A 21,329-nucleotide genomic window follows, 5' to 3' on the forward strand; every position below is an offset into this window, starting at 1 on the left:
TTTATTTCCCCAGTGAATATTCTTCCTGTACTATTGAGATAAGGTTGTCTGAATGTATATTTCTTGAGAAAATAGGGTAATGAAACCTGTCTAATTTATTAAGAATATTGATAAGACTCATTTTTTCGTTATAGGAAAGGTTTCCTGCTACAATATTAGTCGCCTGGCGAATCTTTTTCATCTGGTGCTCCAATGCCAGCAATCCTGCTTCTGAGATGCAAATCAGCTTGCTTCGTTTATCAATGTCTGATTCGCTTTGTTCAATCCAGCCTTGGCGCAATAATCGGGCAATAATGAGCATTCCTACAGGTTTATCATGAATATTTTTTTTGATCAGTTCCATTTTAGTCATTTGGCCAAACGCTTTAAGGTTGATCAGATAAATAAAGTCTTCCTGAGTAGAAAATTCGGAATTGGAAATGGCTGATTTCGAATAGGTTTTTGCATATCGGTTGAGATGCACCAATAGTGTATTGATGGCGCTTTCAGCAGTTCTGCCGTTTTCTTTGCCTTCCCAGTAGGGCTCCTCCAGGCTATCATCTTCTGTAACGTCCTCCTGATCAACGATCCATGTTTTAAAACCCTGAATGTCTATAGTATAAGAATCCGGGTGGGTATGTGCCTCTGTTTCAAACTGTTCCAACAGGGTCATAAAGTCTTTGACAAGAGTGTAATTCATTGCAATAAAATAGTTTACAAATGTACTTTTTTTTAAAAATGATCGTTGATTCATCAGATACTTACGATCAAAAGTTCCGAATATTCTATCGTAGTGAAAAAGTATTATACAAGATAGAACTGATTCAGTTTTTCTTCACACAATGTTCTGATCACATGAATCCAGCGGTCTTCATCATTTAAGCATGGGATATAGTTAAAACTTTCACCACCAGCTTCTAAAAACTGTTCTTTTCCTTCCACAGAAATCTCTTCCAGGGTTTCAAGACAGTCGGAAACAAAGGCCGGACAAACAACAGCCAGGTTTTTAACGCCTTTGCCTGGAACTGTTTCCAGGGTATGATCTGTATAAGGTTCAATCCATTTGTCTTTTCCTAATCTCGATTGAAAAGAAACAATTACTTTTTCTTTGGGTAATCCAAGCTTCTTGATCACATTTTCTGTGGTGTTAAAGCATTGATGACGGTAGCAAAACGCATGACTCGGATTGGTTTCTCTGGAGCAGCAATCGTTCATATTACAGGTTTTAGTAGGATCTGTCTTATAAATATGGCGCTCAGGAACTCCGTGATAAGAAAACATCAAAGCATCAAAACTTTCAGGAAGCTTTTCACGGATGCTTTCCGCTAAACAATTGATATAAATATCACGATGATAGAAAGGTTGAATATAATTGATACTGATCTCCGGAAATTTTTTCTTTCGGACTTCTTCTGCTTTTTCAATAACGGTTTCAGTGGTGCTCATTGCATACTGTGGGTAAAGCGGAAAAAGAACGATTTCGGAAACACCTTTCTCCACCAGATTTCTGATTCCTGTTTCGATGCTGGGCTCAGCGTATCTCATTCCTATTTCTACGGGAATGTCAACGGTCTTTTGAAGTTTTTGCTGTATCTTTTTGGTGATAACGATTAAGGGAGAACCTTCATCTGTCCATACTGTTTTGTAAGCTTCTGCAGATTTCTTCGGTCTTGTTTTCAGAATAATCCCCTGAACCAATAGTGCCCGGAAAAACCATCGATAATCGATTACTTTTTCATCCATAAGGAACTCATCCAGATATTCCTTTACATCATTCACCGCCGTAGATCTTGGTGATCCAAGATTGATTAATAAAATTCCTTTTTTAGCCAATGTTCCTTTATTTTATATTAGTAATATGGTTTTATTTTACGAGGCATTTATTCCGCCAATGCTTCTTTATAAGCTTTCAAAGCTCGTTCTCTGGCTTTTGCATGTTCTACAATCGGTTCTTCTTTATAGTTTTCCGGAAGCCATTTTTTGATATATTTCAAATCTTTATCAAACTTTTTTGTCTGTTCATAAGGATTGAATATTCTGAAATATGGAGCAGCATCACAGCCACTTCCTGCAGCCCACTGCCAGTTGCCGTTATTGGCGGCAAGGTCATAATCGAGCAATTTTTCTGCAAAATACGCTTCCCCCCAACGCCAGTCGATCAGGAGATGTTTGGTGAGAAAACTCGCGGTAATCATTCTTACTCTGTTGTGCATAAAGCCTGTTTGATTCAGTTCTCTCATTCCAGCATCTACAATGGGATAACCTGTTCTTCCTTCGCACCAGGCGTTAAATTCATCTTCATTGTTTCTCCATTTAATATGTTCATATTTCTTTTTAAAACAATGGGTTACCACCGCTGGAAAGTGAAACAGGATCTGCATAAAAAATTCTCTCCATATCAGTTCATTAAGCCATGTTTCGTTATGATCGGCAGCATATTTTACACATTTTCTGACGGAAACGGTTCCAAAACGGAGTGCAATTCCCAAGTGGGTTGTATGGTTCATTGCCGGGAAATCCCTGTATTTATCGTAGTCTGCAATAATTTTAGCATTCAGTTCCGGTTTTTTAAACTCAATATCTGTTTTTTCAAATCCAATTTCAGCCAGTGATAGAATGTCTGCAGGCTGGTGAGGAAAAAAATGAGTCATATCCACTTCAACACTTTTAAGATCCTTCTTATTTTCCTTCCACTTTTTGGAATAAGGTGTAAATACAGTGTACGGAGATTGATCGCTTTTCAGCACCTCATCTTTACTCCATATAACCTGATCTTTAAACTGTTTAAAATGAATGTGGTGTTTTGAAAGAAACTTTTCCACTGCATGATCTCTTTTTATGGCCTGAGGTTCGTAATCTTCGTTAGAAAAAACAGTGTTAACTGTAAAATCCTTTATAAGATTTTCAAAAATCTCTTCCGGTTCCCCGTGAAATACATGAAGATGGCTGCCATGTTTCTGCAATTCACTGTTCATTTCCTGTAATGCCTGATGAATATAATCTACCCTCCTATCATACTTATTGTGAAGCTGGTTGAGAATCCCCGTATCAAAAATAAATAGGGGAATTACCTTTAATCCCGCATTCAGGGCATGATAAAGGCCGATATTATCCTCCAGTCGTAAATCTCTTCTAAACCAAAATATGTTGATGTCATTCATTTTTTACCAGTTGTGCTATTAGTTTGAAGGATGACGACAGCCTTCCTATTAAAACAAACTAAAATTTAGAATACAAATATACTATTAATAACAAAATAAAGGCTACAAATAAACTTTATTTTATCATTGCTACGGTATAGAATTTGTAAAAAATTATAATAAGGAATTTAAAAACACGGCTATGGATGATAAAGAACCCGATATTTTACACCTGGCACGAGATAAACAGATGATTGATGACTATTTCCGCCTTATTGTAAAGAATGAGCTTGATCTCAATATGAATTTCAGCAATGAATATATTATTACCAAAAATATTGTTTCGAAAAAGCTCATTCTGGTAAAAACATTTTCGGAGAGTATACAGATTAACTCCCCTTTGTATTTTTTGTTGAATGCTCTGATTCATAAGATCAACATGGGTATTTTAAGGAGAAGCGAGATGATGGAAGCCCTGAAAGCTTTCAAAGAACACTAAATCAAAAGATGTAGTATGCAAAAGGCTGCCTCAAAAATAAATGAGACAGCCTTTTGTATGTTTAGCTATTAGCTTAAAATCTGCAGGTTTCTTACACCTGCTCTTTCATATGCTTGGCTACCATGTCCTCCAGATCTTCCAGATTAAAAGGTTTTGAAACATAATCATCTGCCTGGGCTTCGGCTGCCAATGCAACAATATCATTGTTGGCTGTTACATAGATCACCGGGATATGCTTAAATTCTTCGCTGCTTTTCAAAAGTTTTGTCGCTTCCACTCCGCCGATTTTTGGAATCCAATTGTCCATCAAAATAACATCCGGCTGATAGTCTGCCACTTTTTCAAGAATGTCATGGGATGTTTCTGAGATTTTAACGTCATAGCCGTTTTCTTCAAAAATTATCGTGACTACTTCAAGAATAGCAGTATCATCATCAAAGATTAAAATTTTCTTCTTACTCATATTATTTAGATTATTTTATTTAGATATATTATAATTGATTTATAAGATTTGCTAAATTACTAGGTTTAATGATTAAATCATAATTAATTTCTTCCACAGCATGTCTAGGCATATAATCGACTTCTGCAGTTTCGGGATCCTGAATCCAGACCAGACCGTTGTTTTTCTTAATATATGCCAGTCCTTCCACTCCATCTGCATTGGCTCCCGACAGCAATATGCCTATCATTTTTTCGCCATAGATTTCGGCCGCAGATTTAAAGGTGACATCAATGGAAGGCCTTGAATAATTCATCTTTTCGGAACTGTCGAGTGACAGATTTTTTTTATTTTCAAACAACAGATGATAGTCGGCCGGAACGATATATATCTTTCCGTTCTGAAGTTCTGTTTTATCTTCAATCTCAATGACGGGCAAGTGGGTAAACTGCTGTAATAACGTCTGCAGAATATTAGTAGCCTGCGCCTTTCTATGAATGACCAGCAACACCGGAATACTGATGTCATCATCCAGATTTTTTACCATCTCAATGATTACCTGCAAGCTTCCTGCTGATCCGCCAATGATTATAATTTCTGTTTCTTTTTGTGTTTTCATGGGGGAGCAGTTTAATGATGATCCAGCTTCTTCCAGATTTTCTGATCTTCAATCTGATGATAATTTCTGTCGATGGTAGAGAATTTCAAAGTTTCCTTGGCACCTAAAGCAAGAAAGCCCAAATTTTCAAGGCTGTTATCAAAAAGTTTGAAAACCTTTTCCTGCAATTCACGGTCAAAATAGATCAAAACATTTCGACAGATAATGAGCTGAAAACTGTTAAAAGAACTGTCTGAAACCAGATTATGCGTTGATAAGATGAGTTTTTCCTGTAAGCTTTTATCAAATTTCACACTATCATAATTGGCGGTGTAATAATCTGAGAAGTCCTTTGTTCCTCCGGATTGAATATAGTTTTCGGAATAGAGCTTCATCTGCTGCAAAGGAAAAACCCCTGCTCTGGCGGTTTCGAGAACTGAGGGATTCAGATCTGTACCATAGATCAGAGATTTATGATAGAGACCTGCTTCTTTCAGCAAGATGGCTACAGAATAGATTTCTTCTCCTGTAGAACAGCCGGCAATCCAGATCCTGATCAACGGATAAGTACCCAATTGAGGCAGTATCTTTTCTCTTAAGGTTTTAAAAAAGACAGGGTCTCTAAACATTTCTGTGACGTTTACGGTCACTTCTTCTACAAAACGCTTTAAATATTCATGATCATTGATAATGGTATATCTTAGTTCTGCAAAGCTTGTAAATCTGTCTAAGAGGCAGATACGGTTTACCCGCCTCTTAAAAGAAGCCCGGCTGTATCCTGAAAAATCATAGCCATACATTTCATGGACATCGTTGATCAGATACTCTATTTCTTCGTCTTTAACAATACTCGGTTCCAGCATTTACGTGAGTTTTTCAATAGCCTTTATTAACAGATCTACATCAATCGGTTTTGAAACATAGTCTCTTGCTCCTGCCTGTATACATTTCTGTCGATCTTCCGGCATCGCCTGTGCTGTTACGGCAATAACAGGAACTTCTTTGATTTCCGGAGTGTTCGTTATAATTCTTACTGCTTCATAACCATCCATTCCTGGCATCATCATATCCATCAAAACGACAGAAAACTGTTGTCCAGATTTCAACATTTCAATCGCTTCCTGAGCCATTGTACAGCTTTCTATAAGATATCCGCGGGATTTTAAAGTCAGCTTCAGTGCAAATATATTACGTGGATCATCATCCACAATTAAGATTTTCTTATTCATCAGAATTTTATCTGTTTAACTTTCATATAACCAAACTCGGAGCAGTGATAACAACTGATCGATATCAACAGGTTTTGAGATATAGTCAGAAGCTCCTGCCGTAATGCATTTCTCCCTTTCTCCTATCATTGATTTTGCAGTAATCGCAATAATAGGCAATTTTGTAAATGCAGGCATTTTTCTGATCTCTTTTATAGTTTCATAGCCATCCATCTCCGGCATCATCATATCCATCAAAACAACATCTATATCCGGGTTTTGTTTGATCTGCTGAAGAGAATGCTTCCCATCCATTGCCACAATAACCTCTACTTTATATTTTTCCAAAGCTTTGGTTAGGGAAAAGATGTTGCGTACATCATCATCGGTGATCAGTACCTTTTTCCCGCTTAGAACTTCGGTGAGGGAGCCCAGTACTCTGTTGGTGTTATTTTCAAGGAAATTGTTTTTTTCTTCTACTAGATGCAGGAACAATCCAACCTCATCCAAAATTCTCTGGTAGGAATGCGCTGTTTTTACCACAATAGAATCTGCATACTGCTTTATTTTCAATTCTTCTTCTTTGGACAGGTTCTGTTCGGTAAAGATGATAATCGGAAGGTTTTCCAGTCCTTCATGGCTCTTTATAGATTCAATGACGTGGTATTCGTCACCTTTCAGGTTTCCGATATCGAGAATTACACATTCTACACCTTCAGAAGTAAGTGCTTTAACACTGTCTTCAACGTTGTGTTCTACGGAAAGAGAAATGTTGAAATTACTGAGGAAATAGGATAACGCACTGGCGTGCTTGGCATTTTCTTCAACAATCAACACTTTTTGAGGTCCTTTTTTCAGGGCTTCTTCAATTTTACCGAAAACATCGGTCATTTTATCCAATGCTACCGGTTTATTGATAAAATCTACAGCTCCTCTCATCAGACTTTCTTTCTTAAGATGAAGCACAGACATCATATGAACAGGAATGTTTTTGGTTCCTGGATTAGATTTAAGATCATCCATTACTTCCCAGCCATCTTTCACAGGAAGCTGAACATCAAGCAATATAGCATGTGGATGATATTTCTGTGCTGCTGAGAGACCATGATCTCCCCTCACAACTACAATTCCTTTATAATTCTGCTTATGGGCGTATTTCAGAAGGGCTTTTGCAAAGTTGGTATCATCTTCTATAATCAGAATGACTTTATCTCCGTCTTTGATATTCTCTCTGTCATCTGCTACTTCTTCTGGAATTTCCAAATGGTTCAGCAAAACAGGTTCAGTTTCTCCTTCATCCAGAATGCTTTTAATTTCTTCAACATCTTCACGGATAATTTCCACCAGATCCTGATCGGTTTCATTGTGAGGAATTTCAGCAACGGCGTAAACCGGTATAATAAAGCTGAATTCACTTCCTTTACTAATTTCACTCTTCAGGATTAATTCTCCACCCAGAAGTTTGGCAATTTCGCGGCTTATAGAAAGTCCCAGCCCCGTTCCGCCAAATTTTCTTTTGGTAGATCCGTCTGCCTGCTGAAACGCCTCAAAGATAATTTTCTGTTTATCTTCTGCAATTCCCACTCCGGTATCTTTTACAGAAAAGACTATGAAATCCGGTTTATCGGAATGTTTTCTGATATGAAGGGCAATGCTTCCTTCTTTGGTAAATTTTAAGGCATTAGACAATAAGTTTCTTAGCACCTGATCGATTCTAAGACGATCACTTTCAATAACATGCTGTACCTCTGTATCTATTTGAATATTGAATTGAAGGGCTTTTTCCTGAAATACCGGATTGAACAGGCTTTTTAAATCTTTTACCACCTCTTCAATGACAACCTCCTGGTATTCAAGAGTCATTTTCCCGGATTCTATTTTGGCAAGATCAAGGATTTCGTCAATAAGGGTAAGCAAGCTTGTACCCGAACTTTGAATTACCTTGGCAGATTCCACCTGATCTTCGTTAAGATTTTCATCCGGATTTTCGGCCATCAATCTTGAAAGAAGAAGAATAGAGTTTAGTGGCGTTCGCAATTCATGGGACATATTAGCAAGGAACTCAGATTTGTATTTTGTACTTAAAGCAAGTTCTTCTACTTTTTTCTGAATTTCGTTGTTTCTTTCAGCGATCAGGTGATTTTTTTCTTCTAATAGTCTTGATCGTTCTTCCAATTCGGCGTTGGCCTGCATCAGTTCTTCCTGCTGTACTTTCAATTCTTCTTCTGAGGCCTGAAGTTTCTGCGTTTGTGCTTCCAGCTCTGTGTTCAGATTTTCAAGTTCTGAATGCTGAACCTGCAGTTCTTCAGATTGTGCCTGTGTTTCTTCCAGTAGCTGCTGTTCTTTTTCCCGTCCTTTAGCAGCACTCAGAGCAATGCCTATATTGATGCAGCATTCTGAGAAATAGCTGACTCTGTCTTCATCAAAATTAGATGTGGAGCCTAGCTCCAGCACTCCAATTGGGTGACCGTCTGCAAAAATAGGAATTAAAAGGATTCCATAAATTTTAATGGTGCTGCTGGCAAAAGTAACTACAAAATCATCCTCATGGAGGTTATTATAAACCTGGGTCTTAGCATTAAGAAAGGCCTGACCTACCATGCCTTCTCCCGGTTCGAAAGTTTTTTTCATATTTCCTTCCAAACCAAAAGCTCTGTTGAGTTTCAAAATTCCTTCGTCATACAGATAAAGGGAACCGTTGATGCATTTTCCGTAATCAGTCAGCTGATGAAGTGCTTTTTTAGAAACTTCCTCCACAGATTTATTGCCTACCAGGGATTCATTCAGTAACGCAAGCCCCTTTTGGCGCCAATCGCTTTTATTTATTTTATCGAAAGAGATTTTAAGGGATTCCGTCATATGGTTGAGAGAGTCTACCAAATCTCCAAGATCATCTTCTGAATTGTCTACAGCTTTTTCACTGTAATCACCATTAGCTACTCTATTGGCAATTTTCTGAATAGCGCTTACTCTTCTGGACGTTTCCTGATCTTTCTGTTTCAGCATTTTCTCAAGCTTATCTCTTCTGATAAGATCGGCCCTCATTTTAATATAGAAAAAGATAGTCACTACCACTGCCGCTATGGCTGAAAAGAGAATAAATAAAACAGTTGTACCAGAAGAACGGTTAAGGTCTCTATTTTTAATCTCCAGCTGGCTTTCTTCGTAACGTACAAAATCTGTTACAATCTTTCGGCATTCGTCCATATAGCTTTTACCGGTGACAATCTGCTGCTGAGTCATGATAATTCCCTTTCTCCTGTCCTCAACAAGGTGCTGCAGATTGTTCATCACCTGATTGACACTTTTTTTCAGCTCTGTCAGTCTTTCGAGCTGGTTTTTATCCTGTAAGTCTAAAGACTCTGCCTGTATGAGCGCTTTTGGATATTCTCTCAATCCTCTTTTGTAAGGTTCAAGAAAATCTTCTCTTCCAGTCAGCTGATATCCTCTGTTTCCTGTTTCTGCATCTAATAAAGCTACCAGAACATCTTTTACAGCGGTCACAGAACGTCTGCTTTTTGAAAGGCTTTCCCTATGATTCATCTGATTCTGAATACTCCAATAAGAAGCTATTGAACTGGCAATTAAAATCAAAAGTGAAAGGCCTACTCCAATCTGGAGGTTTTGTATAATTTTTTTAGGCATAAAAAATTAATTTAAAGGTAAAGTGAAATAAAAGGTAGATCCTTCATCTACAATACTGGAAACCCCTACAGTCCCGTGATGCTGCTTGATGATTTCTGAGCAGATAAACAGACCTATACCCATTCCCTGAAACTGCAGTGAGGATTCTTCTACCCTATAAAATTTCTTGAATACTGCATCCTGTTTAAAGTCAGGAATACCAATTCCAAAATCGGTAACGTTCACTCTGACTTCCTGAGCTTCTTCGTCCACAAATGTGGTAACAATCACCTGGTTATTATGAGGAGAATATTTGATCGCATTCGTCAGGAAGTTGATCAACACCTGTTCTATACGAATTTCATCCAACGGAATCAATATATCAGGTTTATTACCATGTCGATCAATTCTTACTTTATTTTCGTGAGTCTGTAAAATAGTTTCTACTGCGTTACTGATGACTTTTTCAAGATTAACGGGTTTTTTACTGATCTTCAATTTACCATTCTCGATTTTAGAAACATCCAACAAATCGGTAATCAGGGTATTCAATTTCTCGATCTGATCCTGCACTTTCGTTACAAAGCCCGCTTCTGCACTCTCTTTATCGAGTTTCAATTTCCTGTCTAACAACTGAATATAAGCTTTAATACTCGTTAAAGGGGTTTTCAATTCATGGCTGGCGATGCTTAAAAACTCGTCTTTTTCTTTTTCAGCTTTCTTTTGTCCATCAATATCTGTAAAGGTTCCTACCCAGTTTTTAACGATTCCCTCATCAAATACAGGAGTTACCCGAAGTAAATGATAGCAGTAATCTTCTGAATCAATACTTTTTATTCTGATCTCCAATTCTAAAGCTTTTCTTCTTTTTCTGGCTCTTTCAAATTCTTCTTCAATATCAGGATCATCGGGATGCGTTTCCGGGAAGTTTTGCTCAGATTCAGAATATTGATACCATTTGCCGTTCACAAAATCTACAATTCCATGTTCATTGGCGGTGAACGCAATCTGAGGTAAAGATTCAAGCATCAGATGGAAATGGTCAATCTGAGATTTCATAGTAACCTGTGATTCGCGTCTTCCTTTCACCTCCAGTTCCAGATTTTGCTGCGTTTTCTTCATGGCTACATTTTGCTCCTGAAGATTGTAAAAGGTTTTCACCTTAAGCAAAAGGATCTCGGGATCTACCGGCTTAGTCACGTAATCTTTAGCCCCTGAAGCATAGCCTCTTGTAATAAATTTTTTATCGGTATTAACAGCGGATAAAAATATAATGGGAACTTCTTTTGTTTTACTGTAATCTGCAAGGGTTTCCGCCACTTCAAAACCATCCATATCAGGCATTTGAACATCCAAAATAATTAAGGCATAATCATTTTTCAGTGCTTTACCAAGAGCCTCTTCACCAGACCCTGCTGTATCCACATTGAAATCCTTAGATTGAAGTAACTTTTGCAGTGAATAAAGGTTACTTTGGTTGTCATCAACAATTAAAATCATAGAAGTTAAAATCAATAATTAATTATACTTACTTTAGGCTCAAAAATACTCACAATATTTCAAAAAACGGCACTTTTTAAAGATTATGACCAGATAATTCGTACCACATTTTTAAACACAAAAATCTGATGAGAGATTGAGCTTTACAGGAAACTAAAAATGAGCTTTATAAGAAAATTATTTTCTTATTTCTTTCCTATTTTTGTATTCAACAATTGGCAGTAGAAACAGAAAGGATTCACAATCCAAACTTATCCTCATCATTTAATTGACTTATTAAAACAATCAGGAATGAAACAGCAAGAAGATTTATATGGTCTACAACGCACCTGTTATTCAAAAAGTACAAAGGCTGGTGAACAATTTATTAAGGAACATGGTATTTCGTTCATTGTTTCAGGTGAAATGGAAGCGTATGACGGAAATACCAAATATTTATACCGAAAAGGTGATGTCGTATTGTATCGAAAAAATGCATTGATACGGTTTGTAAAATACCCGCATCAGGAAGAAGGATTTGAAGCGATTTCCGTTATTCTGGATGAAAATCTTTTGAAAACGTTTGCAGAACACAACGAAATAATCTCTGAAACTCATCCAAAAGAAAGCCTCTTTAAACTGGAACATGATGAATTGATCCAGGCTTATTTCAAAGGTATTCAGACCTGGTTTGGTCATTCAATTCAAACTGAACTCGCGGATATTAAAAAAACAGAAATGATTCATCTGTTATTACGAAATAACAGCCTTTACAAGGAAGTGTTATTTAACTTTGAGACACCGGGAAAGATTAATCTTGAAGCTTTTATGAATACCAATTTCCGTTTCAATGTTCCTTTGTCACAGTTCGCTTTTCTGACAGGAAGAAGTTTGGCTACTTTCAAACGTGATTTTGAAAAGCTATTTCAAACAACTCCTAATAAATGGCTTCAGCAAAAACGCCTGGAGGAAGCTCATTATTTACTTAAAAATAAAAAAATGAAAAAAGTAAAGGACGTCTATCTGGAAGTAGGTTTCGAGACATTATCTCACTTTTCATATGCCTTCAAAAACCATTTTGGTGTGAGTCCTTCGCAACTATAATTTAAAATTTCACATATGAACAAGACCGTTTTAATTACGGGTTCTTCCACAGGAATAGGGAGAGCCGCAGCCCTTCTGTTTTCTAAAAACGGATGGAATGTAGTCGCAACAATGCGTACTCCTGAAGCTGAAAAAGAACTTAATCAACTGGAAAATGTCCTGGTAACCCGACTGGATCTGGAAGATGTTCCGTCCATTGAAAACAGTATGAAAGAAGCGATAGAGCGCTTTGGAAAAATCGATTTATTAGTCAACAATGCAGCTTTTGGACAATATGGAATCTTTGAAGCATTGCAACCGGAACAAATTGAAAAACAGTTCAGGGTTAATGTCTTCGGAACCATGAATGTGATTCGTGCTGTATTGCCTCATTTCCGAGCGCAACGCCAGGGAAACATCATCAATGTGAGTTCTGCCGGTGGAAGAATCGGTATTCCATTGATTTCAATGTATGTTTCTTCAAAATTTGCACTGGAAGGTTTTTCTGAAGCATTATCATATGAACTCGCTTCACAGAATATCAGTCTGAAACTGGTTGAACCAGGGGGTGTAGCAACTCCTTTTCATGAAACTTCAGCTGAGTTTTTCGCAAATAATCCTGAACTGGTCAGTTATCAGGAATTCAGTGAGGCTGCATTAAACAAATTGGGACAGATGGGTGAAAAGATGTCGACTGCTGAGCAGGTTGCCGAAGAAATTCTTACGGCAGCCACCGATAATTCTGATCAATTCCGTTATATCGTAGGTGAAGATGCCAAAAGCTGGATCAAAGACCGTACATCGATGGATGATCTGACTTTTGCCAGACACATGCGTCAGTTATTTAATTCATGATTAAATCAATTTAATCAAAACCGATACAACTTAATTGTATGAATAAAACCATTTTTATCACCGGAGCATCATCCGGCATAGGACAGGCAACCGCCCAATATTTTGAGACACAGGGATGGAACGTTGTAGCCACCATGAGAAGTCCTGAAAAACAAAATGTTTTGAAAAACAGCGAGCGAATGCTGCTTCTGAAACTTGATATAGAACACCCTGAAACATTTAATAATGTCATAGAAACCGCTATCGAACGTTTCGGAAGAATTGATGTATTGCTGAACAATGCAGGATATGGGCAACATGGCCTTTTTGAAGCGACTACTTCAGAACAAATCCAGCGTCAGTTTTCAGTAAACCTTTTCGGAACCATGGAAATCACGCGGGCGTTATTACCTTATTTCCGTGCTCAAAAAAGTGGAAATATTATCACGATTACTTCAGGAGTTGGCCGTGTGACCGTTCCTCTGGTCTCCATTTATGCAGCATCAAAATTCGCACTGGAAGGTTTCTTTGAATCTCTTTCGTTTGAACTGGCTTCTCAGAATATTAAAGTTAAGATCATTGAGCCCGGAAATATTGCCACCAACTTTGAGCAAACCACAAAATCTAATTTTGCAACCGACGAGAACCTAACCGACTACTCAGATTATCTGAAGAAAATGGATGAAGTATTTAAAGGAATATACAGTGGTGGAGGTTCTACTGCTAATGATGTTGCAGCAACTATTTTCAACGCGGCTAACGATGAAAGCCATGTACTTCGATATGTAATCGGTTCCGATTTGCAACCCCTTATTGACATCAGAAATGGAGGAACGGATGAGAGTTACATGAATGTTCTGAGAAATACATTTACACCTAATGATTTAGCACCTTAAAAAAGTATAAAAGCACTGTTGAATTATTTGTATTATTCTTAACCATATATTGACTTCTTTACTTTATTCATGGATCTTATATTATACTAAATTATCACAATGAGACAATAGAAAAAAGTAATTAAAGCAATATCCCTATTTTCAAATACAAAATATAATTTTGCGGCGCAAATACATGCTTGACATTATGAAAAAAAACCTTTTTATTCTCGCTACAGCGTTAGCCTCAAACGTTGTTTTCTCCCAAGTAGGGATCAACACCCCATCACCTACTCAGACTCTGGATGTTAACGGAAGTGCCAGGATCAGGCAGACTCCCGTGGCAACAACCCTTGGAAGCTCTAAGCTTATAATCACCCAAGCGAATGGAGACATCTATGAAATTGATCCAAATGTTCTGACTACTGAACTCAAAATTCCAACCACCGTTCTAAGTGTAAGACTTAACACGCCTGGTACTACCCTATTGTCGGGAGGCAATGTCGTAAATGGGGTAAATTTTGATACAGTTGACATCACACCAGTTGTTGGTATAGGTTCCTGGAATGCGGCAACCAATACTTTCACGGTAAATAAAGTAGGTGTCTTTCAGATTTCTGCGAGTATACAATTGTCTGACTTCAGCAATCCAAGTGCTAATTTCGTGATTGTAACCACTCCTTTTTCTCAAAGTTCAGGAGGACTTTTATTGGCGAATGACAGATATACGGTAAATCAGGTATTATCTTTAAAGCTCAACCCGGGTGATACCGTAAAAGGGAATATCATTGCCGGTGGTACCGATTCTTTTTATGAAGAGAAAGCCATAATGTCTATCATCTATACTCCTTTATAAAATTTAGATGACGATATACTTAAATGTACCAGTAGAATTCAGCATTTGCCATCAATTTTACTGGATACATTTAGGTATATTTATTTTAAGTATTTATTAGAGAAATACTAGTAGGAATTATTTCTATTATGCTGGATAGCATCCACAGCATTCATTGAATCCATAGTCTGGCTCACAAACACCAATATTATAGCATCTGTAAACACGGCCTGGACTACAAAGCGAAACTGCTTCCCCTTGTACTGATTTTAAATTTTCTCTTGAGATCTTTTTTAAATTTTTCATAGTATTCATTTTTAATTTACAGGTAAATATAACAACAAATCCACATATAGTGATTTAACATAAAAAAAATAATTATTTTTAAAATCTATAAGAAATAATTACTGTGTATAATAAGGAAACTTTTTATTACTAATTTCCAAAGTTTACAAAATGAGGAATATCGGTTCCAAAGCTATCCATTGGTAAAAGATTATTCCTATTACTGTTAAAGTCAAAAACCGAATTGTTATCGAAAGGAACACGAGGATAGTAGGTGAAAGAAATCTGAATTCTGTTGAAAACCAAATACGGGTTATTAATCAAAACGCCAATTCCTATTTTTGTATTTACTTTTGTTTTCAGTAATGTATCATTTGGCATTCCCAACCAACCTGCAGCAGCCGTTAAATAAGGGCTGAAATGAAAATTCTTCCAGGTTTTATTGATAAACAACTGAAGTTGGTATCTCAAAACCAGTTTTTTGGTTCCTATATAATCTGAATTATAAACAGGAAATTCATCTGGAGAAACGAGGTTTATCCTGTCTTTATATGAATAGTTATGCTGTGGATTTCCTAACGCTAATGTGGGGGAAAAGAAATGTCTTACTTTGGCAAACTTCCAGTCCATAAGATTGGTAAAATAAGTACCATCCAGACGGAAAGATTCTCTATTTTGATCATCCTCATTAAAAAATCGCCCAAATTGAGCTTTTATATTGAAATACCCTATTTTAATAAATGTACCGTAAGAAGCAGAAACGCCTACATAAGGCTTCACATCCTTACTTCTGGATAAACCTCCAGCTGTAAAATTTAATGAACTTCCATAAGCAATATCTTCCGGTAAATCGTATTGGAAAATATTTTTCTGAACGGAAAAGTTTCTTCGTATAAATCCAACAGACATCAGAAAACTGCTGTACGAGCTGAAATAATTGTATTTATCGATCCCAGGACTGTCTTTGTACTGATAGTTCTGAAATCTTCCGATCACTGCGATATTACTGGAAACTTTCTCAGTGGCATCCGCTGAAACAGGAATCTGGTACCCACCCCACAAATCCTGACTGTACACTTTAATCTGTACTTCAGGATATTTTGTATCTGTTTCTATGGGCAGCAAAACATTCCGTTTAAAGTATTCAAAAGCAAAACCTCCTGCCCATTTGGTAAGAGGAGAGAAGAAATCTCTTCTGACATTGAAATTAATCCTTTCATTTCTTAAGAAATCCCTTTCCCCAAGCAATTGGGCATTCACGTAAGATCCCCAAAGGTTATATGCGGTATAGCTTCCTATAATATAATCCTGCTTTTCTTTAGAATCGTTTCTGTACAGGAAATCCAAAGTATGTCCCAATCCCAATACATTTTCTTCTGTAGCTCCCAAACCGATTTTACTTCCTGAATAGCTGATTCTCGGCTTCAAACTCCAGGAATCGAGAACTTTTACGACAACATCAATAGAGTCTTTACTGGAAGCACTGTCGGAAACGCTGATATTAACCCTGTTGATAAACGGCATTGTTCTCAATAAACGTTCAGATTCATAGAGTTTCTGGGCATTATATTCTTCTCCTTCTTTAAAAAGTAGATAATTATCAACTGTAGAGTGTTTTGTTGTGGCATGAAGATGATCCGTAACCCAATCATACCATTTTAATTTTTCCTTATTGTCTTTCGAGCCATATCCGAAGGGGTCGATGGTCTCTATCCTGATATTTCTGATATACTTTTTGTTGTAGGTTTCCTGCAACATTTTTTCAGTTCTGGATTTAACAGAAGTAGAATCTGCTTCTCTACGAAAAATCAAACGATGAATAAATTTGGTAACCTTTCTTTGATCTGAAAATTCTTCTATTTTGTAATAAAGAGAATCTTTTTTTTCCTGTGCATGCAAAAAGAGAAAACCATTTAAAAAGAAAATTACTATTACAAAAGATTTAGTCATTAGTCATCAATATTTCAATAGATTTTACCATATCAATTTATGAGCCAATAAGCGTAAAAAGTATACTTTTCTGTTTCTGGACTGAACTTTATTTGTCTTTTTCCATCAACGATTCATCAATGAGAAAAAATATTAGTTAAAAATTGGAATACATTAAAACATCCATCATATAATCAAAATCATCCATTTTCATCAACTCATCAAAGAGCCAACTTTGCAGCATACAAAATTGATTAATAAAAACCTAAAATCTAAACAAAATGTCTGTTTCCGATTTATTTAAACCTTTACCATTCCTTCACGGTTCACCGATGAGAAACCGTTTTATGCTGGCTCCCCTCACCAGTCAACAAAGTGATTTTGATGGCACCGCTTCCTCATACGACCAAGTGTGGATGGAACAATTGGCGCAAGGTGGATATGGATTAATCCAAACAAGTGCTTCTACTGTAGAAGCCGGAGCCATCGCCTTTGAACGCCAGCTAGGAATTCATAGTGACAAGCATTTGCCGGGACTTACCCAAATGGCAACCGCAATTCGTGAAGGAGGTGCTTTGTCTGCCGTACAACTTCATCATGCAGGCCATAGAGCAGTCCCTTCTATAGGTGGAATTCCGGCTCCTGCATCCGATAGAACAGTAAAAAATATCAAAGCCATTACCACTGAAGAAGTGGAAAGAATCCGTGACAGTTTTATTACGGCTGCTAAAAGAGCGCAACTCGCAGGATTTGATGGTGTCTCTGTTCATGGAGCTTTCGGATGGATATTATCTGAATTTCTCTCTCCTAACCTCAACGACAGAAAAGATAAATACGGCGGAAGTGTAGAAAACCGTGCTCGTTTTACAATTGAAGTGATTGAAGGAATTCGAAAAGCCTGTGGCCCTGATTTTCAGATTGGCTGGCGATTGTCGATTGAACGTTACGGATTGCTTTTGGAAGAATTACGCGAAATAACGGCTGAAATTTTTGACAAGGAATTAATTGATTATCTGGATTTAGCACTTTGGGACTCTGCACAACTTGTAAGAGAAGGAGCTTTTCAGGGAAAAACAATGTTAAGCGTTTTTACTGAACTTCCAAGAAAAGGAGTTAGACTTGGAGCCGCAGGAAAAATAATGAGTGCACAACGGGCCGGAGAGTTACTGGATGAAGGTTGTGATTTCGTCCTGATTGCAAGAGCCGGAATTCTTCAAAGAGATTTTCCGTTACAGGTAAAGGCTAACCCAATGTATGACAGTCCACAACTGCCTGTAACAGCAGATTTTCTTCGTAAGGGCGGTCTCAGTGAACGCTTTATTGATACCATGAGAGGTTGGCAAACTTTTGTAAAACCAGGCTCATAGTACATTTGAAACTCCAAATAGCAGCTACAAAGCGATCTTATATAAGTTCGCTTTATTTTTTGTCACGAAGTTCACACACTCTGAAAACTATATTGCAAAGAGCAGAATAAAAAGATTTTGAAAAGTAAAAAAATCTCCATCACAAAGTAAAAATCCTCCATTCTTTAGCGGTCTTTATTGCCGCATCTTTGCCATGTAATTTAAATTTTTATACAATGAAAAAAACAGCAATTATTATTCTTTCAGATCCTAAATCAGGTTCAGAAGAAGCATTGGGAAGGGTATTTAACGCGTTGGCATCAGCTTATGAATTCAAGCATGCAGGTGAAGATGTGAAGATTATTTTTCAGGGAACAGGAATCAGATGGCCAGAGCAGCTTGAAAAAGCAGATCACCCAGTACATGGACTTTACAGTGAAGTAAAAGAATATGTTCACGGGCTATCAAAAGGTTGTGTTGCCGTATTTGGAACTGAAGTTTCAGGATACGAATTGTTAAATGAGAATGAGGTTCCGGGAACTCCGGGCTTGCCAAGCTTCTTAAACCTACGAAATGAAGGATACGATATTTTGATTTTCTAATTTTAATGAAACTGTCCTTTGAAATGATCAGAGGACAGTTTTGATTTAAAAATAATAATTAAATTGCAGGTATAATGTTATCACAATCTGTCTACACGCTTGTAAATGAGCAAAACGGAAATCTGGCTTTCAAACTTTTTGAGTTTGATAACAACAGCTATTTTGACCATATTCAGCGGAATAATTATTTTACCCTGATTCTGATTACATCCGGAGAAGGCGTTGCAACAGTTGACCTTTGCGATTACTCTTTCAAGGAAAATACTTTATTTGCATTTTATCCGTATCAGCCTTTTATGCTGCAGTCTGCAAAACCGATTATGGGAATATCCATACAGTTTCACCATGATTTTTTCTGCATTTACAGGCATCATAAAGAAATTGCTGCTAATGGAATTTTGTTCAACAATGTATATCAACAGCCTTTTATTGTTCTTAATGAATTGAGCAGACATTCTATTTTAAATTTGATCAATGGTATTGCTCATGAGCTTAAAGCCGACGCATTCCGAAAAGATGAAGTTTTGATTTCTTACTTAAAAATTCTGCTGGTCACGGCCACAAGAATCAAACTTGAGCAGCAAACTATTCAGAATTCTGAAACCATCAACATTAAGCAACAGTTTGTGATTCAGAATCTCAAAAATGCTATTGAAGACAACTTCCGTACAAAGCATTCTGCCAGTGATTATGCAGATTTATTGAATCAAACTCCGGCTTCACTTGCCAGGATTACAAAGAATCATTTTAATAAAACGCTTTCGGACCTTATTACAGAACGTATCATCATTGAAGCGAAAAGAGAACTTTATCTCACCGATAAAACCATTAAAGAAATAGCCTACGAATTAGGATATGATGATGAATATTATTTCAGCCGGCTTTTTAAAAACAAAACAGATATTTCACCTCAGATTTATAGAAACACTATTGGTTTTAACAGAGGAGCGGAATCTTAATACAGTATGAAAAAGGAAACCTACAATACCTATATGCTTGAATGCATCGAACTTGCAAAAGCAGCACTTTCAAAGGGGAATCCGCCAGTTGGAGCTTTATTGGTTTTTGAAGATCAAATCATTGGAAAAGGTATAGAATCAGGAAAATCAAGTGGAGACATTACGCAACATGCTGAGATTTTAGCAGTAAAAGATGCCTTAGCCAATGGCTATCGTGATGTTTTGGATCAATCTGTGATGTTTACCACACACGAACCTTGCATTATGTGTTCCTACCTCATCAGACATCATAAAATCCCGAAATTAGTCTTTGGTGTTTCGGTTCCTTTTGTTGGCGGACAATCTTCGGAGTTTAAAATACTTGAAACAGAAAATGTTCCGAAATGGGGGAAAAAACCAGAAATAGAAACCGGAATTTTGCAGCATGAATGTGAGATTCTGAATGAGCAATTTGCAGAATATCTTTCTCAGCAAAAATAATATTAATCAAAATAACAAAAGCCTTTCAGATGTGAAGGACTTTCGTATTTACTTACAATGTATAGCTTAAATCTATTATTCCGGCTTATTTAACTTACATTAACTGTTGTATTTTTTTGGGCGTATTTCTGTATTTCAGTTTGAAAGAAGCTATGAAATGTGCCGGTGTTTCGAAACCAACTTCATACGCTATTTCTGTAACGTTCTTTTCTGAGTTTTTCAAGAGTTCATAAGATTCTTCCAATCTGCGCTGCATAATCCACTTTCCGGGATTAGTTTTAAAGGTCTGCATGAATTTCCGTTTAAAAGTCGACAGACTGCAGTTGGCAAGAAAAGCATATTGTTCGAGAGAAATATTTTCTTTGTAATTATTCTGCATTAAGGCAACTAAATCAGGATTTTGATGGGTATCTAAACTGCGTAATCTCTTTTCAAAATGATATCCGTTGGGCGCTGAAATAAGGATTTGAAATAATTCTCTCATTTTAAACGGCAGTAGGTTTTGTAATCGTTCTTTATCCTGATTGCCCTCAAAATAAAGTTTAATCTGAGTCATAAAAGAGTTCATTACTTCATCTTCTTCCAGCAAAGCAATATCTCCGTTTAAAACCTCTTCACTTTGTGTATGCAAAGTATTTTTACCATTGATTATCTTATCTATTTGGGACTGAAGCCAATTGTCTGAAAAGAACATGATAATAGACTCGTAGCCTTTTTCCAGATCTTCAATTTTGTCTGAAACGAGATAAGAACCCTTTTTCATAAAAACCCCGGAACCTGAAGAAACCGTTCGCTTTGTACCACAACCCAAAATTTCTTTTTGCCCTTGCAGAACAATACTAATCATATTCATATGCACACACATGTTAGCTCTGGTAATTTCCTGATGAGTCTGATAATGCATAATACGGATATCTTCATTCCACGATAAAACGTTTTTATCTTGTTCGATAATTTTACGACAATTGAGCTGGTCCATTGTTTCAGGTTTTTATATTTTGACGGGTAAAATTGAGATATTAAACATTTACAGGAAATGGAGAAATTGTACAATTTGATGGATAAAACTGTACATTAAAAAAGAGATGCGTGTGACATCTCTTTTATTCAGTTATGGAATTTAATCTTTTAT

At 36.9% G+C, this 21,329-nt stretch carries 21 protein-coding genes; 9 read left to right on the top strand and 12 right to left on the bottom strand.

The features are described 5' to 3' along the window. Position 1: 1 nt before the first annotated feature. The 3 genes from ACQ76T_RS08945 to ACQ76T_RS08955 all read right to left on the bottom strand — a co-directional run bounded on the left by ACQ76T_RS08945 (position 2) and on the right by ACQ76T_RS08955 (position 3,140). Entirely contained in the window at positions 2-679 is a 678-nt protein-coding gene (locus ACQ76T_RS08945) for a MarR family winged helix-turn-helix transcriptional regulator (protein ID WP_431342959.1), read from the bottom strand. 104 nt (positions 680-783) lie between these two features. Then, positions 784-1,812, bottom strand: a complete 1,029-nt coding sequence (hemH, locus tag ACQ76T_RS08950) for a ferrochelatase (RefSeq protein WP_431342960.1) — start codon at positions 1,810-1,812, stop codon at positions 784-786. 47 nt (positions 1,813-1,859) lie between these two features. Continuing rightward, positions 1,860-3,140, bottom strand: coding sequence for a cryptochrome/photolyase family protein (locus tag ACQ76T_RS08955; RefSeq protein WP_431342961.1), 1,281 nt, complete (start codon positions 3,138-3,140; stop codon positions 1,860-1,862). Positions 3,141-3,321: 181 nt separating this feature from the next. Between ACQ76T_RS08955 and ACQ76T_RS08960 the strand changes: the two genes are divergently transcribed. Further along, positions 3,322-3,618 carry a hypothetical protein gene (locus tag ACQ76T_RS08960; protein ID WP_431342962.1) on the top strand — a complete coding sequence of 99 codons (297 nt, stop codon included), beginning with the start codon at positions 3,322-3,324 and terminating at the stop codon, positions 3,616-3,618. A 91-nt stretch (positions 3,619-3,709) separates the two neighbouring features. Here ACQ76T_RS08960 and ACQ76T_RS08965 read toward each other — a convergent pair whose 3' ends face one another. Genes ACQ76T_RS08965 through ACQ76T_RS08990 form a run of 6 tightly spaced genes read right to left on the bottom strand, consistent with a single transcriptional unit; the run spans position 3,710 to position 10,990 of the window. Beyond that, positions 3,710-4,081 carry a response regulator gene (locus tag ACQ76T_RS08965; RefSeq protein ID WP_431342963.1) on the bottom strand — a complete coding sequence of 124 codons (372 nt, stop codon included), beginning with the start codon at positions 4,079-4,081 and terminating at the stop codon, positions 3,710-3,712. Between the two features lie 28 nt (positions 4,082-4,109). Further along, positions 4,110-4,679: a chemotaxis protein CheB gene (locus tag ACQ76T_RS08970; RefSeq protein ID WP_431342964.1), complete on the bottom strand. Its 570-nt coding sequence runs from the start codon at positions 4,677-4,679 to the stop codon at positions 4,110-4,112. Positions 4,680-4,690: 11 nt separating this feature from the next. Next, positions 4,691-5,521: a CheR family methyltransferase gene (locus ACQ76T_RS08975; protein ID WP_431342965.1), complete on the bottom strand. Its 831-nt coding sequence runs from the start codon at positions 5,519-5,521 to the stop codon at positions 4,691-4,693. After that, complete coding sequence (locus ACQ76T_RS08980; protein WP_431342966.1) at positions 5,522-5,887, bottom strand: response regulator; 366 nt, start codon at positions 5,885-5,887, stop codon at positions 5,522-5,524. Between the two features lie 15 nt (positions 5,888-5,902). Continuing rightward, positions 5,903-9,511, bottom strand: coding sequence for a response regulator (locus ACQ76T_RS08985; RefSeq protein ID WP_431342967.1), 3,609 nt, complete (start codon positions 9,509-9,511; stop codon positions 5,903-5,905). A gap of 6 nt (positions 9,512-9,517) precedes the next feature. Continuing rightward, on the bottom strand, positions 9,518-10,990 hold the full coding sequence (locus tag ACQ76T_RS08990; RefSeq protein ID WP_431342968.1) for a response regulator: 1,473 nt from the start codon (positions 10,988-10,990) through the stop codon (positions 9,518-9,520). Between the two features lie 291 nt (positions 10,991-11,281). Here ACQ76T_RS08990 and ACQ76T_RS08995 point away from each other — a divergent pair, with 291 nt between their 5' ends. The 4 genes from ACQ76T_RS08995 to ACQ76T_RS09010 all read left to right on the top strand — a co-directional run bounded on the left by ACQ76T_RS08995 (position 11,282) and on the right by ACQ76T_RS09010 (position 14,617). Next, the gene (locus ACQ76T_RS08995; protein WP_431342969.1) at positions 11,282-12,073 is read left to right on the top strand and encodes a helix-turn-helix domain-containing protein; all 792 of its coding nucleotides are present in this window, start codon (positions 11,282-11,284) and stop codon (positions 12,071-12,073) included. A 15-nt stretch (positions 12,074-12,088) separates the two neighbouring features. Next, positions 12,089-12,907, top strand: a complete 819-nt coding sequence (locus tag ACQ76T_RS09000) for an SDR family oxidoreductase (protein WP_431342970.1) — start codon at positions 12,089-12,091, stop codon at positions 12,905-12,907. A 38-nt stretch (positions 12,908-12,945) separates the two neighbouring features. Then, on the top strand, positions 12,946-13,782 hold the full coding sequence (locus ACQ76T_RS09005; protein ID WP_431342971.1) for an SDR family oxidoreductase: 837 nt from the start codon (positions 12,946-12,948) through the stop codon (positions 13,780-13,782). Positions 13,783-13,969: 187 nt separating this feature from the next. Then, complete coding sequence (locus ACQ76T_RS09010) at positions 13,970-14,617, top strand: hypothetical protein (RefSeq protein WP_431342972.1); 648 nt, start codon at positions 13,970-13,972, stop codon at positions 14,615-14,617. A gap of 126 nt (positions 14,618-14,743) precedes the next feature. On the opposite strand, the gene ACQ76T_RS09015 is transcribed toward ACQ76T_RS09010, so the two are convergent. Together ACQ76T_RS09015 and ACQ76T_RS09020 are read right to left on the bottom strand one after the other, a co-directional pair. Further along, on the bottom strand, positions 14,744-14,902 hold the full coding sequence (locus tag ACQ76T_RS09015) for a bacteriocin-like protein (protein ID WP_431342973.1): 159 nt from the start codon (positions 14,900-14,902) through the stop codon (positions 14,744-14,746). Between the two features lie 129 nt (positions 14,903-15,031). Next, positions 15,032-16,831, bottom strand: coding sequence for a hypothetical protein (locus ACQ76T_RS09020; protein ID WP_431342974.1), 1,800 nt, complete (start codon positions 16,829-16,831; stop codon positions 15,032-15,034). A 260-nt stretch (positions 16,832-17,091) separates the two neighbouring features. On the opposite strand from ACQ76T_RS09020, the gene ACQ76T_RS09025 reads away from it, so the two are divergent. From ACQ76T_RS09025 to ACQ76T_RS09040, 4 genes are all read left to right on the top strand, one after another. Next, positions 17,092-18,177, top strand: coding sequence for an NADH:flavin oxidoreductase (locus ACQ76T_RS09025; protein WP_431342975.1), 1,086 nt, complete (start codon positions 17,092-17,094; stop codon positions 18,175-18,177). 215 nt (positions 18,178-18,392) lie between these two features. Then, on the top strand, positions 18,393-18,758 hold the full coding sequence (locus ACQ76T_RS09030) for a DsrE family protein (RefSeq protein ID WP_431342976.1): 366 nt from the start codon (positions 18,393-18,395) through the stop codon (positions 18,756-18,758). A 74-nt stretch (positions 18,759-18,832) separates the two neighbouring features. Next, complete coding sequence (locus ACQ76T_RS09035) at positions 18,833-19,717, top strand: helix-turn-helix domain-containing protein (protein WP_431342977.1); 885 nt, start codon at positions 18,833-18,835, stop codon at positions 19,715-19,717. Between the two features lie 6 nt (positions 19,718-19,723). Continuing rightward, the gene (locus ACQ76T_RS09040) at positions 19,724-20,197 is read left to right on the top strand and encodes a nucleoside deaminase (RefSeq protein WP_431342978.1); all 474 of its coding nucleotides are present in this window, start codon (positions 19,724-19,726) and stop codon (positions 20,195-20,197) included. A 94-nt stretch (positions 20,198-20,291) separates the two neighbouring features. Here the strand turns inward: ACQ76T_RS09040 and ACQ76T_RS09045 are convergent, their stop codons facing one another. Then, entirely contained in the window at positions 20,292-21,176 is an 885-nt protein-coding gene (locus ACQ76T_RS09045) for a helix-turn-helix domain-containing protein (protein ID WP_431342979.1), read from the bottom strand. Positions 21,177-21,329 lie beyond the last annotated feature (153 nt).

This window comes from Chryseobacterium sp. JK1 (genome assembly GCF_050632815.1).
Classification (GTDB): Bacteria; Bacteroidota; Bacteroidia; order Flavobacteriales; family Weeksellaceae; genus Chryseobacterium.